Origin of the sequence: Citricoccus sp. NPDC079358 (assembly GCF_040702545.1) — a bacterium.
Taxonomy (GTDB): Bacteria; Actinomycetota; Actinomycetes; order Actinomycetales; family Micrococcaceae; genus Citricoccus.
In genome coordinates, this window is sequence record NZ_JBFBLI010000001.1 from 180,985 (window position 1) to 196,204 (window position 15,220).

The 15,220-nt window shown below is 71.6% G+C and carries 12 protein-coding genes; 2 read left to right on the forward strand and 10 right to left on the reverse strand.

The features are described 5' to 3' along the window. Positions 1-25 precede the first annotated feature (25 nt). Positions 26-1,885, forward strand: a complete 1,860-nt coding sequence (locus AB0333_RS00870) for an ABC transporter ATP-binding protein (protein WP_366216883.1) — start codon at positions 26-28, stop codon at positions 1,883-1,885. Further along, positions 1,882-3,738 carry an ABC transporter ATP-binding protein gene (locus AB0333_RS00875; protein ID WP_366216884.1) on the forward strand — a complete coding sequence of 619 codons (1,857 nt, stop codon included), beginning with the start codon at positions 1,882-1,884 and terminating at the stop codon, positions 3,736-3,738. Before AB0333_RS00870 ends, AB0333_RS00875 begins: the two co-directional genes overlap by 4 nt. A 12-nt stretch (positions 3,739-3,750) precedes the next feature. Here AB0333_RS00875 and AB0333_RS00880 read toward each other — a convergent pair whose 3' ends face one another. The 10 genes from AB0333_RS00880 to AB0333_RS00925 form a co-directional block, all read right to left on the reverse strand. Further along, entirely contained in the window at positions 3,751-4,743 is a 993-nt protein-coding gene (locus tag AB0333_RS00880; protein WP_366216885.1) for a siderophore-interacting protein, read from the reverse strand. Between the two features lie 128 nt (positions 4,744-4,871). Next, positions 4,872-6,683, reverse strand: a complete 1,812-nt coding sequence (locus AB0333_RS00885) for a glycoside hydrolase family 15 protein (protein WP_366216886.1) — start codon at positions 6,681-6,683, stop codon at positions 4,872-4,874. A 38-nt stretch (positions 6,684-6,721) separates the two neighbouring features. After that, positions 6,722-7,600 carry an SDR family oxidoreductase gene (locus AB0333_RS00890; RefSeq protein ID WP_366216887.1) on the reverse strand — a complete coding sequence of 293 codons (879 nt, stop codon included), beginning with the start codon at positions 7,598-7,600 and terminating at the stop codon, positions 6,722-6,724. Between the two features lie 82 nt (positions 7,601-7,682). After that, a complete protein-coding gene (locus tag AB0333_RS00895; protein WP_366216888.1) occupies positions 7,683-8,909 on the reverse strand; it encodes an acyltransferase in 1,227 nt (408 codons plus the stop codon). Positions 8,910-9,028: 119 nt separating this feature from the next. Continuing rightward, the gene (locus tag AB0333_RS00900) at positions 9,029-9,955 is read right to left on the reverse strand and encodes an ABC transporter ATP-binding protein (RefSeq protein WP_366216889.1); all 927 of its coding nucleotides are present in this window, start codon (positions 9,953-9,955) and stop codon (positions 9,029-9,031) included. Then, positions 9,952-11,112, reverse strand: a complete 1,161-nt coding sequence (locus tag AB0333_RS00905) for an iron chelate uptake ABC transporter family permease subunit (protein WP_366216890.1) — start codon at positions 11,110-11,112, stop codon at positions 9,952-9,954. The genes AB0333_RS00900 and AB0333_RS00905 overlap by 4 nt, the downstream gene beginning before the upstream one ends. Next, the gene (locus AB0333_RS00910) at positions 11,112-12,185 is read right to left on the reverse strand and encodes an iron ABC transporter permease (RefSeq protein WP_366216891.1); all 1,074 of its coding nucleotides are present in this window, start codon (positions 12,183-12,185) and stop codon (positions 11,112-11,114) included. Before AB0333_RS00910 ends, AB0333_RS00905 begins: the two co-directional genes overlap by 1 nt. A gap of 10 nt (positions 12,186-12,195) precedes the next feature. After that, positions 12,196-13,254, reverse strand: a complete 1,059-nt coding sequence (locus AB0333_RS00915; RefSeq protein WP_366216892.1) for an iron-siderophore ABC transporter substrate-binding protein — start codon at positions 13,252-13,254, stop codon at positions 12,196-12,198. Positions 13,255-13,544: 290 nt separating this feature from the next. Beyond that, entirely contained in the window at positions 13,545-14,378 is an 834-nt protein-coding gene (locus AB0333_RS00920) for an AraC family transcriptional regulator (protein ID WP_366216893.1), read from the reverse strand. Between the two features lie 109 nt (positions 14,379-14,487). Beyond that, on the reverse strand, positions 14,488-15,210 hold the full coding sequence (locus AB0333_RS00925; protein ID WP_366217182.1) for an amino acid ABC transporter ATP-binding protein: 723 nt from the start codon (positions 15,208-15,210) through the stop codon (positions 14,488-14,490). Positions 15,211-15,220: the final 10 nt, after the last annotated feature.

The following is a 15,220-nucleotide window of genomic DNA, read 5'->3' on the forward strand; positions in this document are numbered from 1 at the left end:
CCGCGTGGCGGGGAGCCTGGCCCTGATGACGCTGTGGCAGGTGTGCGAGGCCTTCGTGCCGATCGCCATCGGGATCATCGTGAACGTGGCCATCGTCCCCCTGGACGGGCGCGCCATGCTCCTGTCACTGCTCGGGATTGCGGCGCTGTTCACCGTGCTCTCCCTGGGTTACCGCTTCGGAGCCCGGCTTGCCAACACCGCCCTGCATCAGGAGGCCCACGCCCTGCGGGTGGAGGTCGCCGAGGTGCCGCTCGCCTCCGGCGCTGTCGCCGCCCGGTCCAATGCTGGAGAGATCCTGTCGCTGTCCTCGGCGGACGCGGACGTCACCTCCCAGGTGTTCCGGCAGATCGCCGGGGGCGGTTCCGCGATCATCGGGCTCGTGGCGGTCTCGGTATACCTGCTGGTCACGGACCTGAGGGTGGGCCTCGTGGTGCTGGTGGGCGTGCCGCTCAGCCTGCTGCTCGTGGCCCTGGCCTCCCGCTCCATCTCGCGGCACTCCACCGCTCAGCAGGAGGCGATCGGCCTGGCCAGTCGCAGGGCCGGTGACATACTCGCCGGCCTGCGGGTCCTCAGCGCCGGAGGCGGTGAGCGCTGGGCGAGCGCGCACTACCGGGAGGCGTCGCAGCGGGCCGGGCGGGCCGGCGTCGTGACGGCCGAGCGCAGCGGACGCTTGGAGTCGATCGGCGCCCTCGGCACCGCCCTGGTACTGGCGCTGGTCCTGGTGGTGGCCGGCCAGAGCGTGCTGTCCGGGGATCTGGCGATCGGCACGCTGGTCTCGGTGGTCGGGGTCGCGGTGTTCTTCCAGGAGCCGGTGCGCACCATCACGGACATGATCGGCGCGTTCGCCCGCTCCCATGGCGCGGCCCGGCGGATCGCGGACTTCCTCACCGCGGTCCCGGCCGAGGACACCGGTGACGAGGTCCCGGAGACGGCGGGACTGCGCATCACCGGTCTGGCGCTGGTCACGCCTCCCGAGCACGACGCCGGCGCCCCGGCCGAGCGCGACGGTCCGGTTCCGCTGGATGCAGGTGTCCGGCGCGGTGGTGCACCCCAACTGGACCCGGCACCTGGGCTGGACCTGGCACCCCGGCTGGACCGGTCAGCCCGGCTGGACCTGGAGGTGCCGCCAGGCCGGTTCCTGGGGCTGGTGGTGGATGATCCGACCCAGGCTGAGACCATCCTCCAAGCCGTGGACGGCCTGGGGGACCAGGCCGGAGTGGTGCTGATCGGTGGCCATCCGCGCAGCCGCCTGGTGCCACGGCTGGCGGACCACCTGGTGGTGGCGCCGCACCGGGTGGACCTGTTCGCCGGCACCGTGCGTTCGAACATCACCCTGCACCACGAGGGGCCGGGTCGCTCACACCCGGCCGCGCACCGTGCCCAGTCCATCCACGAGGCCCCGGCCCGCAGGGTCTTCGAGATCGATCCGGAGGTGCTGGCGGCGGCGGGCGTCACCGAGATCATCGGCCATTTCGCGGACGGACTGGAGCACCGGGTGGACGAGGGCGGCCGCAACCTCTCCGGCGGCCAGCGTCAGCGACTGGCCCTGGCCCGCGCCCTGCACGCCGATCCGGAGGTGCTCGTCCTGCACGAACCGACCAGTGCGGTGGATGCCGTCACCGAGTTCCAGATCGCCCAGGACGTGAAGTCGCTGCGCTCCGGGGGTGGCGCCGGGAGTCGCGCTGAGAACGGTTCCGGATCCGCCACCGCACGCACCGCCCCGCGCGCCGGCCCGCGCACCACCGTGGTGGTGACCTCATCGCCGGCCTTCCTGGCCGTCGCGGACACCGTGGTGCAGGTGCACGGGGACGGTACCACCTCCACTGGAACGCACCACTCCCTGCTGGAGACGTCGGATGCCTACCAGACGGCGGTGTCCCGATGAGCGATCAGCGAGTGGACACCGCCCTGCCGTTGGTCCTTCCTCTGGCCCGGCCGGCGGAGTCTTTCCGGCTGCTCTGGCGGCATACCGGGGGCCACCGCGCGTTCGTGTGGCTGGTGGGGATCGCGGGCCTGCTGGCCGCCGTCGCCGGCCTGGTGGCACCGTGGATGATCGGCTGGCTCGTGGACGTCCTGCTGGCCGCCGGAGTCGGCGGGGCCGGAGGAATGGACCAGGCACCGGCTGCTGCTGACGCTGCCACGGCTGCAGGTACTGCCGGAGCTGCCGGTGGCCCCAGTGCAAACGACCCTGCCGCGGCCGTGTGGTGGGCCGCGGCCGCCGTGGCTGGAGCGGGCCTTGTGGCCGCCGCCTGCGCCTGGGCGGGACAGGCCTGGCTGGCTCGTGCCGCCGAACCCACGGTGGCGGGGCTGCGCGAGGCCGTGATGGATCGGGCCCTGCGGATCGGTTCGGCGCGGCTGGACGGCACCGAGACCGGCGATCTGGTGTCCCGGGTGGCGGAGGATGCCCGCGAGGTCAGTCAGGCGGCCACCACGGTGGTGCCGCTGGTGGTGCAGTCGCTGTTCACGGTGGTGGTCTCGGCCGCGGGCCTGGTCGCGGTCGACTGGAGGCTGGGGCTCGTGGGACTGCTGGCCGTCCCGATGTACTGGACCACCCTGCGTTGGTATCTGCCCCGGTCCGGGCCGATCTACCGTGAGGAGCGGGCTGCCTTCGGCACCCGTGCCTCTCGGTTGCTGGGCGGGATCACCGGTGCCCGGACCCTGCGCGCCTACGGTGCCCAGGGCCCGGAACTCGAGCGCATCCACGCCGCCTCCGCCCAGGCCCGCGACCTCTCCATCGGGGTGTTCGGCTTCCTCACCCGCGCGTTCAGCCGGAACAACCGGGCTGAGGCCGTGGTGCTCGGGGCCATCCTGGGTGCCGGGTTCCTGCTCGTGTCCGCCGGATACATCACCGCCGGGGCCGTGACCACGGCGGCTCTGCTGTTCCACCGGCTGTTCAACCCGATCGGGGCGCTGGTCGGCATGTTCGACCAGGTTCAGTCCGCAGGCGCCTCGCTGGCCCGGATGGCCGGCGTCGTCTCCCTCCCGCTGCCCGAGCGCACCGCGCGGCTGCCCGGCGGCACGCTGGAACTGGCCGGCGTCACCCACATCTACGACGACGGCACCCCCGCCCTGCACGACGTCCACCTGAGGATCGGGCCGGGGGAGGTGGTGGCCGTCGTCGGGACCACCGGCGCGGGCAAGTCCACGCTGGCGCAGATCGCGGCGGGACTGGTGGCGCCGACGTCCGGGACGGCGCGACTGGGCGGGGTCGAGCTGGTCGAGGCCGATCCGGGCAGTCTGCGCGAACACATCACCATGGTCTCCCAGGAGGTGCACGGCTTCGCCACCACGGTGGCGGAGAACCTGCGTGTGGCCCGGCCGGAGGCCGACCGCGCGGCCCTGGAAGCGGCATTGGAGTCCGTGGGGGCCGGCTGGGTGGCGCACCTGCCGCAGGGCCTGGACACCGACGTCGGGGAGGGCGGCTACCGGCTGGATCCCATGCAGTTGCAGATGCTCGCCCTGGCCCGGGTGGCGCTCGCGGACCCGCAGCTGGTGGTGCTGGACGAGGCCACGGCGGAGGCGAGCTCGGCCGGAGCCCGCCGGTTGGACGTCGCGGCGGCCCGGGTGCTGCAGGGTCGCAGCGGGCTGGTGGTGGCGCATCGGCTCAGTCAGGCCGTGGCCGCGGACCGGATACTGGTGATGTCAGCCGGGCGGATCGTAGAATCCGGGACCCACGAGGAGTTGCGGGCGGCCGGCGGGCACTACGCCGAACTCTCCCGCGCCTGGTTCGGCGACTGAAAGCGAGGGGTGTCAGGAGCCCTCGGCGCGGCCGATCTTCCAGTACCCCATGAAGGAGACGCACTTCCGGTCGATGCCCAGGCCCTTGACCAGGTGGCGGCGCAGCCCGGTGATGGTGCCGGCCTCGCCCGCCAGCCAGGCGTACCAATGGCCATGCGGGGTTTCCGGGGGAACCTCCCACAGGGTCGCCTCCGCATCGGCTGCCTCTGCATCAGTCTCGCCCACGACGCCGGCTGCGCCAGTAGCACTGTCAGTTCCGGTCCCAGCGGCACCAGCACCGGCCACCTCCGCGCCAAACTCGCGGCCCCAGGCCTGCACGGCCTCGGTCAGGGCCTCGCCGTGCGGACGATCACCACGGGCCAGCCAGTTCAATTGCACCCCCGGGGGTGTGGCGACGGGCAGGATGTCCCCGGCGTCCGGCACCTCGATGAACACGTGCCCGCCGAAGCTCTCGTCGAGGGTTTCCAGGATGGCGCAGATCGCGGGGGCGGCGGTCTCGTCGCCCACCAACAGCACCGTGCGGGCCGAGCCTGGCTCCCACTCGATGCCCCCGCTGCGGCCACGGCCGCGCGTCTCGGAGCGCTCGTCCGGTCCGAGGATCACCATCTCGTCCCCGACGGCGGCCCCCAGCGCCCATGCGGACGCTGGCCCCGCGGTGCCGTGCAGCACGAAGTCCACGTCGATCTCGCGGACCTCCGGGCGGACCGCGCGCACGGTGTAGGTGCGCATCGCGTTGCGTTCGGCCTCCGGCAGCTCACGCCAGCGGGTGTACCACTCCATCATCGCGGGGGCGGGGTCGGCGAACAGTCCCACGTCCGGCAGGGTGCCGTCCGCGCGGGGCAGCATGAGCTTGATGCGCTGATCGAGGCCGCCGGTGCCGAAGTACTGCAGGTCGTCGTCGGCGAAGGTGAACCGGACGAAGCGCTCGCCGAGCCGGCTGATCCGCGCCACCCGGGTCTGGTAGGCACGGGTCGAGGGATACGTCTGCGTCGCGGTCGCGGTCATGGTCTGCTTTCCGTAGGGATCGAGGCGGGTGCCTCCGCGTGCCTGACGACAATAGGTAAGGCACACCTAATTAATCTACGGAATCATGCCGTATTGTGCAATGAGCGCCAGGGCTGCCGCCCGTTCCTTCACTGCCCGTTCAGGGTCAGGGCGGCCACCAGCAGGGCCAGATGGCTCAAGGCCTGCGGCATGTTGCCCAGGAACGAATCGTCCGCCGGGTCGATCATCTCGGTGTACAGGCCGACGTCGTTGGCCAGGGCCAGCATCGCGTCCATCTGCTCCCGGGCCTCGGCACGCCGGCCGACCAGGGCGAGGGCCGCCGCGCACCAGAAGCCGCACGCCGTGAAGGTCCCCTCCTCCGCGTCCATCCCGCTGTACCGGAACAGCAGCGGACCGCGGCCCAGCTCCTCGCGCAGGGCATCGATGGTGGAGGACATCCGGGGACCGGTGTCGAACCCGCTGATCGTGTGCAACAGCACGGAGGCATCCAGTTCCTCGCTCCCGCGGTACCAGACGTAGGCGCCGCGCTCCTCGGACCAGCCGTACTCCTCGATCCAGGCCCGGATCCGGTCGCGTTCGTCCCGCCACCGGTCGTCAGTCCCGGGCAGGTGGCCGCGCTCGGCGAGGGCGATGGCCCGGTCCAGCGCGACCCAGCAGCCCATCTTCGAGCTGGTGTAGTGCCGGTGCTCGGGCAGTTCCCACATGCCGGCATCGGGCCGGATCCAGAGATCGCACACGGCATCCGCCAGCCCGGACAGCATCCGGGCCGTATCGGCGTCCAGCACGTTGCCGCCGTCCACGTACAGGGTCGCCATGTCGAAGATGTCCCCGTAGACGCCGAGCTGCAACTGGTCGGCGGCGTCATTGCCGGACACCACGGGGCCGATGCCGCGCCAGCCGGGTACCTCCAGTTCCGTGGTGCCCGCCTCCGGGACGTGCCCGTTGAGCCGGTTCAGCACGTGCAGCCGGGGCTGCTGCTCCCGCGCCAGCCGCAGCAGCCAGGACACGGCGGCGTGCACGTCCTCCTGCTCGTCCAGCCGCAGGAGCGCGTGCAGCGTGTAGGTCGCATCACGGATCCAAGCGAAGCGGTAGTCGTAGTTCTTGGTGCCCTCGCGGTTCTCCGGCAGGGAGGTGGTGGCGGCCGCCGCGATCGACCCGGACGGGCTGTGCCCGAGCAGCTTCAGCACCAGCGCGCTGCGGCGCACCTCGTCCTCGTAGGGCCCGTCGTACTCCAGCAGGTCGGTCCAGCGCCGCCACAGGTCCACGCTCAGGTCCACGTTGCGCCGGATCGCGTGGGTCTGTGGCAGCCGCAGCGGCTCCGCCGCGGTCCCGACGACGGCCAGCAGGTGCTCGGTCCCCTCGCCGGAGGTGAACCGGCCGGAGATGGCCTGCGGGCCGGCGTCGTGCGCTCCGATGTCCTCGCCGCGCACGGCGAGGGAGACCTCGCCGACGCGGATCACCGGACCCTGGTCCGTCTGCTGCACCCACGGGGAGGCGGTGTTCAGCATGGTCCCCGGGACCACGCGCCACCGCATCGGCACCTGGCCGTCGAGGCCCTCCACGCAGCGTGCGAGCTCCGTCCAGGGCAGGGCGCCGGTGGAGCCCATGTTCACGGAATCGGTGACCCGCACGGCGCCCACCGGGGTGCGGTAGGTCGTGCTGAGCACGTTGGTACCCGGGACGTACTGTCGGTGGACTCCGAGATCCGTGGTGACGTCCACGCCTGCGGCGGAGAGGGCCTCACGGTCCGGGTGCAGCTCGATGCAGCCGCCATGGTCCGCGTCCAGCAGCCGGGCGAAGACCGGGGCGGAGTCCAGATCCGGCACGGGGAACCAGTCCACGGAACCGTCATGCGCCACCAGGGCCACGGTCCGGCCGTTGCCGATCGCGGCATAGGAGCGCAGGTCGACATAGCCGTCGCGGCGGTCCTCGAGATTCATGCGCCCGCTCACGGCATCCCCGCTCACGGCATCCCCACTCACAGCATCGGCGAGCCGCCCGTGACGGCCACCCGCGCCCCGGAGACGTAGCTGCCGTCGTCGCTGGCCAGCATCACGTAGACAGGGGCGAGCTCGGCCGGCTGGCCCGTGCGGCCGAGCGGCACCTGCTGGCCGAAGTCCTCCACCTGTTCCTCCGGCAGGGTGGACGGGATCAGCGGGGTCCAGATCGGGCCGGGCGCCACCGAGTTCACGCGGATGCCCTTCGGGCCGAGCAGCTGCGCCAGGGAGGCGGAGAAGTTGGCGATGGCCGACTTGGTCGCCGCGTAGGGCGCGAGGGTCGGGCTGGGGGAGTCCGCGTTCACCGAGGAGGTGCCGATGATGGAGGCCCCGGGCTTCAGGTGCGGAAGCGCGGCCTTGGCCAGGTAGAAGTAGTGGCCCACGTTGAGCCGGAACGTGTGGTCGAACTCCTCGTCCGAGATGTCCTCGAGGTTCTCGTGGCTCATCTGGAACGCGGCGTTGGCCACCAGCACGTCCAGCCGGCCGAACTCGTCGATGGCCCGCTGCACCACACTGCGGCAGTGGGCCGGATCCGAGAGGTCGCCGGGGACCAGCACGGCGCGGCGTCCGGCTTCCTCGACATACCGGGCGGTGTCCTGCGCATCCTCGTCCTCATTGAGGTAGGCGATTAACACGTCCGCCCCCTCCCGGGCGAAGGCGATGGCCACGGCGCGGCCGATCCCGCTGTCCCCGCCGGTGATGATGGCGGCCCTGCCCTCCAGCTTGCCGGAACCCCGGTAGCTGGTCTCCCCGCAGTCCGGCAGAGGAGTCATCTGCGACTGCACGCCCGGTGGCTGCTGTTGCTGGGCGGGAATGTGCTCCGGGAAGCGGTCGGTGTTCGTTTCGGGTGCTGGAGTCATGGTCGTCTCCTGTCGTCGATCACGTGCCGCCCACTGTAGCGAGCACTCCGGACGTGAACCACCGGTGGCGGTGACGGCCGTACTACCGACGTACTATCGTCACCGCCGAGTCCTGGGGGTCCGAGGGAGTGGACACGCCGGATGCCGATGCAACCGGGGAATACAACGAGGTTGACGTGGCCGGGGAGCGAGAGGCTCGGCGCAGCGAGCCCGGCAGCCGCCGCAGGAACGCCGGTGTCTCCAGCAGCCAGGTGCCCCGGGCAGCCCGGCCCAACAGCAGGCCCAGGCCGATCGCGGTGAGGGCCACGGCCACCACCGTCCACGCCGCCCACGGTGCCGCGAGCAGGGGTGACCCGGCCAGGTAGAGCAGGCAGGTCAGGGCCACCACGATCGTGGTGTGGGAGAGATACACCTCCAGTGTGTGCCGGCCCAGGAACGCCAGCGCGCGGGCCGCCGGGCGAATCCGCTGCAGGGACACCGCGAGGGCGATCCCGCCGAGTACGCCGCAGACCTGGCCCAGGAACACCACGCCCGGCTGGTCCCGCTGGTCCTCAAGCAGCCCGAGCCAGGCGAAGGCCACGAGCCAGCCGACCGCGACGGCAGCCCACACGGTCTGGGGGACCCGGGCGACGCCGTCGCGCACCCAGGAGCTGCCGCGCGCGGCGGCGATGAAGAAGAGGAAATAGGCCGGGGCCTGGAACAGGCCGGTGCCCACCAGGTGCCGCAGTTCGCCGCCCTCCAGCCCGGTGGAACCCGGCCAGACCAGGCCGGACCACACCACGGACAGGACCGCCGCCGAGCCGATCACCCACCCGGTGGGGACTCGCTGCAGCAGGCGTCCGGCGAGGAGGAACAGCACCAGGGCCCACAGGAACCACAGTTCGGCGTTGGCCCGCAGCGGTGACCACGCCCAGGTCTCCAGCTGCGTCCCGAGGTCCGTGTGCACCATGCCCGGCAGCAGGGATCCGCCGATGATCCGGTAGGCGATCACGGGGATCTGCCACAGCAGGAACACCCAGACCAGCAGTGAGGCCTTGGTGCGGAGGAAGTCGCCCCAGCCCGCGGCCAGCCATTTCGCGGCGAACAACCCGGACATGGCGAAGAAGAGCGGCATGCGCAGGTCCTCGAATGCGGTGTTGAGGGCGCTGAACGCGGGGATCCGGTCCATGTCCGCCTGGCGCAGCCAGAGGCTGGTGTGCAGCAGGACGACCAGCAGGATCGAGATCCCCTTGGCGGTGTCCACCCACTGGGCGCGGGGGCGGGAGGGCGGACGGGCACGGGGGTGCGCGTGGGGCCGGGGCAGGGACATGAGGACTTTTCGGCTGGGGACAGCAAGCTGGGGTAGCAAACTGGGGATAGCAACAGCTGCCGGACGGGCAACAGTCCACGGTACCCCGTGTCAGGTCCTTTGAGCCTGATCAGGCCCCGTCAGTCGACAGCAAGGTGGTGCCGGCCCACCGGGACCACCAGGGGGCCGCCGGACACCGGGTCGTCGATGATCCGGCTGCGCAGCCCGAACACATCCTGCACGCACTGCTCGGTGAGGACCGTGGAGGCCGGCCCGGCGGCGTAGACACTGCCGCCCGCCAGCGCCACGAGCCGGTCGGAGTAACGGGCGGCGAGGTTGAGGTCGTGCAGCACCATGACGATGGTGGTGCCGCGGTCCCGGTTGAGGTCCGCGAGCAGGTCCAGCACCTCGATCTGGTGGCTGACGTCGAGGAAGGTGGTGGGCTCGTCGAGCAGGAGCAGATCCGTCTGCTGCGCCAGCACCATGGCGATCCACACCCGCTGGCGCTGGCCGCCGGAGAGCTCGTCCACGGGTCGGTCGGCCAGGTCCGCGGTGGCGGTGGCGTCGAGGGCGTGGGCCACGGCGGCGTCGTCAGAGGCACTCCAGGCGCGGAACATCCGCTGGTGCGGGTGCCGGCCGCGGCCCACCAGGTCCGCCACGGTGATCCCGTCCGGGGAGACCGGGGACTGGGGCAGCAGGCCGAGCACCCGGGCCAGTTCCTTCGAGGGCATCGAGTGGACCGAGCGGCCGTCGAGCAGCACCCGGCCGCCGGCGGGGGAGAGCAGCCGGGACAGGGTCCGCAGCAGGGTGGACTTGCCGGAGGCGTTGGCCCCCACGATCGAGGTCACGGTGCCCGGCTCGATCTCCAGGTCGAGGCCGGAGAGCACGTGCTGCTCGCCGTAGCCGACGGCCAACCCCTCGGCCCGGAGTTCGTGCCGCCCTGCTTCCGGTTCGTGCCGCCCCGCACTCTCGCTTTGCGGGCGGAAATTAGTACCAATTTCTGCCCGCAAAACGCTGGGAGTGTAGGGGGTGCGAGGGCTCGCCGTGAGGTTCAGGTGGGACGTCATGAGGTGGCTCCGGTGCGGTGTTGGCGGACGATCAGGTACAGCAGGAAGGGCGCCCCGAGCACGCCGGTCACCACGCCCACGGGGTAGCGGGTGCCGATGGCGTACTGGCCCACCAGGTCGGCCACGAGCACCAGCAGGGCCCCCACCAGGGCGGAGGGCACCAGCAGGGAGCCATTCGGGCCGAGCAGCCGGGCCGCGATGGGACCGGACAGGAAGGCGACGAACGCGATGGGACCGCAGGCCGCCGTCGCGAAGGCCACGAGGCCCACGGCGGCGATCACCGCCACCAACCGCGTGCGGTTGACCCGGACGCCGAGCCCGGCCGCGGTGTCATCGCCCAGGGTGAGGGACTCCAGGTTCGCGGACTGGCCCAGCAGCACGGGGGCGAGGACCAGCAGGGCCACCAGCGTGGGCAGCACCTGCTCCCATCCCACCCCGTTGAGCGAGCCCGTCAGCCACCGCAGCGCCTCCTGCAAGTCCCAGGAACCGGCGCGGGAGAGCAGGTAGTTGGTGAGGGAGGTGAGGATCGCCGCGATCCCGATGCCCACCAGGATCAGCCGGGTACCGGCCACCCCGCCCTTCGAGGAGAGCAGGTAGATCAGCAGGGCCACGCCCAGGCCGGCCGCGATGGCGAACGCGGAGCGGGCCGGGCCGTCGATCCCGAGCACGATGATCGCGAACGCCGCCGCGGCGGAGGCGCCCGAGGAGATGCCGATGATGTCCGGGCTGGCCAGCGGGTTGCGCAGCATGGTCTGGAACGTCACGCCGCCGAGCCCGAAGCAGGCGCCGGCCACCACGGCGAGCACCGCGCGTGGCAGCCGCAGCGTGCCCACGGTGAACGTGGCCCCGTCCACGTCCTGCCCAAACACCACGCCGAGCACCTCGGCGGGGCCGTAGAAGGTCCGCCCGACCATCAGGGACGCGGCGAAGACCGCCACCACAAGCACGGTCAGGATGCCGATCACCAGCGCTCGACGCCGGCGCCGCCCCTGCCGTGCGCCCGTCACCTTCGCACGGGTGCCGGTGGGAGAACCGGAGGAAGAACCGGTGGGACGGGCGCCGGGAACGGTGCCGCGAGCGGCGGGCGAGCTGGCCCCGGGGGACGCGCGGACGGCGTCGTGGGCCGGAGCGGGAGCGGAGCGCGTGGAAGGGGCCATCACAGTTCGCGGACCTTCCGCTGGCGGACGATGTGGATGAAGAACGGGGCGCCGATCAGGGCGGTGAGGATGCCGACGTCGATCTCGGAGGGGCGGGCGATGATGCGGCCGAGGACGTCCGAGGCCAGCAGCAGCCCTGCGCCGGCCACGGCGGAGTACGGCAGGAGCCAGCGGTGGTCCGGCCCGGCCAGCAGGCGGCAGGCGTGCGGGACCACGAGGCCGACGAAGCCGATGGGTCCGGCCACGGCGGTGGCGGCGCCGGCCAGCAGCACGGAGGACAGGGCGGCCAGCCCGCGGGCGAGCATGACGCGTTCGCCCAGGCCGGCGGCGAGGTCGTCGCCCAGGGCCAGGGAGTTCAGGCTGCGGGCGCTCACCAGGGCCAGCACCAGTCCGACTCCCAGGAACGGGGCGACGAGCGCGATCGCGTCCCAGGCGGCCCCGCCGACCCCGCCGATCTGCCAGGAGCGGATGTTCGCGGAGATGTCCCCGCGGGGCAGGGCCACGGCGGTGATGAAGGAGGTCGCCACCGCGGTCAGGGCCGCCCCGGCGAGGGCCAGCTTGAGGGGGGAGGCCCCGCTGCGGCCCGCCGAGGCGATGGCGTAGACCAGCACGGCGGTCACCGCGGCGCCGAGGATGGCCATCCAGATCATCTGGTGCGCCGCGAACATCCCGAACCAGGCCATGCCGACCACCACGGCCAGCGAGGCGCCCATGTTGATCCCGAGGATGCCCGGATCGGCCAGCGGGTTCCGGGTCACGCCCTGCATCACGGCTCCGGCCACGCCCAGCGCGGCGCCCACCGCCAGGGCCAGCACGGTGCGCGGGATGCGCTTCACGACGGCGGCCTGGTCCAGTCCCTCGACCGGCTCGCCGAGCGAGCCCAGCGCCTCGACGATGGCGGGCAGGCCCACGGTGCGGGAGCCGATGGCGACGGAGGCCGCGCAGAGCAGGGCCAGCACCACGAGCCCGGCCCCGAGCCAGGCCAGGCGGTGCCGCTGCCCCCTGCGCAGGGCAGGGGCCAGGCCGGCGGGTGCGGCGGGTGCGGAGGTGGCGGAGGTGGCGGTGAGGGTCACTCGGGCACGATCACTCGGACGCGGCGGCGGCCTCGGCCAGCAGGTCTGCGTAGTCCTCGAGGACGTAGGGCAGGGCCAGCGGCGTCGGGTTGGCGGCGGTGCCGAGCGGGCCGGTGCCGTCCAGGGCCACGATGGCGCCGTTCTCGACGGCTGGCATCTGGGACAGCAGCGGATCCGCCTCGAGGGTGTCCACCAGGGACTGGTCGCCGTAGGTCACGATCACCTCGACGTCGTCGAACTGGTCCACCTGCTCGGCGGAGACGGTGCCGGAGAACTGGTCGGTCTCGTCGGTGACCTGCTGGACGGACTTGGCCACGGTCATGCCGAGGTCCTCGAAGAACATGGTCCGCGTGTCATGGCCGGTGTAGAAGTTCACCGTGGACAGATCGGCGGTGTCCACGTGGGTGAGGAACATGGCGGAGGTGCCCTCGAGTTCGGGGTGCTCGGCGGCGGTCTCGGCGATCTGACCCTCGAGGTCCTCGATCAGCGCGTCCCCCTCGGCCTCCATCCCCATGCCCTGCGAGTTCAGCCGGATCATGTCCCGCCAGTCGGTGCCCCAGGCGGTCTCCGGGAAGGCGACCACGGGGGCGATCTCGGACAGGGTGTCATAGTCCTGCTGCGTCAGGCCGGAGTAGGCCGCCAGGATGACATCCGGATCGGTGTCCGCCACGGCCTCGAAGTCGATGCTGTCCGTCTCGTCGAAGAGCACCGGGGTCTCGGCGCCGAGCTCGGCGAGCTCGTCCTCGACCCAGGGCAGCACGCCGTTGCCGTCGTCGTCACCGAAGTTGGCGGCGGCCATGCCGACGGGGACCACGCCGAGGGCCAGCGGCACCTCGTGGTTGGCCCAGTTGACGGTGGCGACCCGCTCGGGCTTGGACTCGATGGTGGTGGTGCCGAAGGCGTGCTCCACCTCGATCGGGAACTGCTGGCCGGAGTCGGCGGCCTCGGCGGAACCGGCCGGAGCCCCGGAGTCCGCAGCGGGGTCGGCGGTGCCGGACCCGCAGGCGGACAGGGCGAGGACGAGGCCGACGGCGGCGACCGAGAAGGCGAAGGGGCGGGAGGTGCGCACGATGATGACTCCACTCTAATGACACTGGGGATGCAGGATGGCCTGACTGACGTGGCTCCATGGTTGGGCTTCAATCAGGTAAGGCTTGCCTAAATAATGTAGACAGGTGTGCGCTAATGAGCAATCGCGATGAACCGCAGCGTCCTGTCGCATTTCGGACAGTGAAGATGTCCGTCGTGGACACCCGCGCGGCGGAACGACCTGCCATCACCGAGCACGTCGTCACTGAACGGACAATTCGTCGCTGAAACTGACGACGAGATGACCGATGAGTGACGAGTCTTCGTGGATCAGCGGAGCGAACTCGGCGTGGTCCCCGTCAGCTTGCGGAACGCCGCCCCGAACGCGCTGGCGCTGCGGTAGCCCATGGCCTCGGCGATGTCCTCGAGGGGTTCACCGTCGGCCAGCAGGGTGGTGGCCCGCTGGACCCGCACCGATCCGACCCAGCGGGCGAAACCCAACCCGGTCTCCGCCCGGAACGCCCGCGTGATGGTGCGCTCGCTGACCCCGAGCTGCCGCGACCAGTCGCCCAGGGTCCGGGCATCGGCCGGGTCGGCCAGGACGGCCGCCACGATCGGCTGCAGGAGTCCGGCGGTGGGCTCGTGGACGAGGAACTGGTGCGGGGCCGGGGTCAGCACGTCCAGCACCATGGTCTCGGTCAGGCGGCGTGAGTGCTCGTTCAGGCCCTCCTCGCCGAGCCGCAGCAGCAGTTCCCGCAGCAGCCCGGTGACGCGCAGGGAAACCGGCTCGGCGGGCAGGGGCCGGGCGGCCTCCCGGGCGACGTCGAGGGAGAAGTACGTGGCCCGGTACACCGTGCCCGCCGGGGCCTGCGCGGAGTGCACCGTCCCGGCCGGCATCCAGAGCCCGATCGCCGGGGTGACCGTCCAGGTCCGCGGGCCGGCGCGCAGGGTGGAGGGGCCGGCGTCGTTCCAGAGCAGTTCATGCACCGTGTGGGAGTGGTCCGGCCAGCGGGTGGCGGTGTCCAGGGACTCGGCGATGCCCACGCTGGTGAAGTCCACCGGCACGGAGCCGGCCGGCTGCAGGGGCATCCGCCGGTAGGGGCCGGTGGGCGTGCTGGATGCCGGGAGCGCGGGGCGGGCAGGGAGGGCGTCAGTGCTGGACACATCGACGAGCCTACGCCGGGCCGGCCTCCTCTCCTCACCCGCGCTTAACGCTTTGCGGGCAGAAATCAGTACTGATTTCTGCCCGCAAAGCGTGGTGTTCGGTCAGCCGTCAGAGGACCTTGGAGAGGAACTCCTGCAGTCGCGGCTGCTGGGGGTGGTCGAAGATCTCGGACGGGGTGCCGGCCTCCACGATCGTCCCGCCGTCCATGAACAGCACCCGGTCGGCGACCTCGCGGGCGAAGCCCATCTCGTGCGTCACGAGCACCATGGTCATGCCCTCATCGGCCAGGTCCCGGATGACCTGCAGCACCTCGCCCACCATCTCGGGGTCCAGGGCGGAGGTGGCCTCGTCGAACAGCATGATCTTCGGGCTCATCGCCAGCGCGCGGGCGATCGCCACGCGCTGCTTCTGACCGCCGGACAACGACGCCGGCCGGGCCTGAGCCTTGTCCGCCAGACCCACGCGGTTCAACAGTTCCTCGGCGCGCTTCCGGGCTTCCGCCTTGGACAGGTTCCCGAGCTCGACGGGGGCCAGCATGATGTTCTCGGCCACGGTCATGTGCGGGAACAGGTTGAACTGCTGGAACACCATGCCGATGTGCCGGCGGACCTGGTTGATGTCCACCTTCGGGTCCGTCAGGTCGTAGTCACCGACCTGCACGGTGCCGCTGGTCGCCTCCTCGAGCCGGTTCAGGCAGCGCAGGAAGGTGGACTTGCCGGAACCGGAGGGGCCGATCACGCACACCACCTGACGCTCACGGATCTGACCGGTGATGCCCGTGAGGACATGGTTGTCCCCGAAGGACTTGTGCAGGTCCGTCACGTCCACCATGACGCGCTCG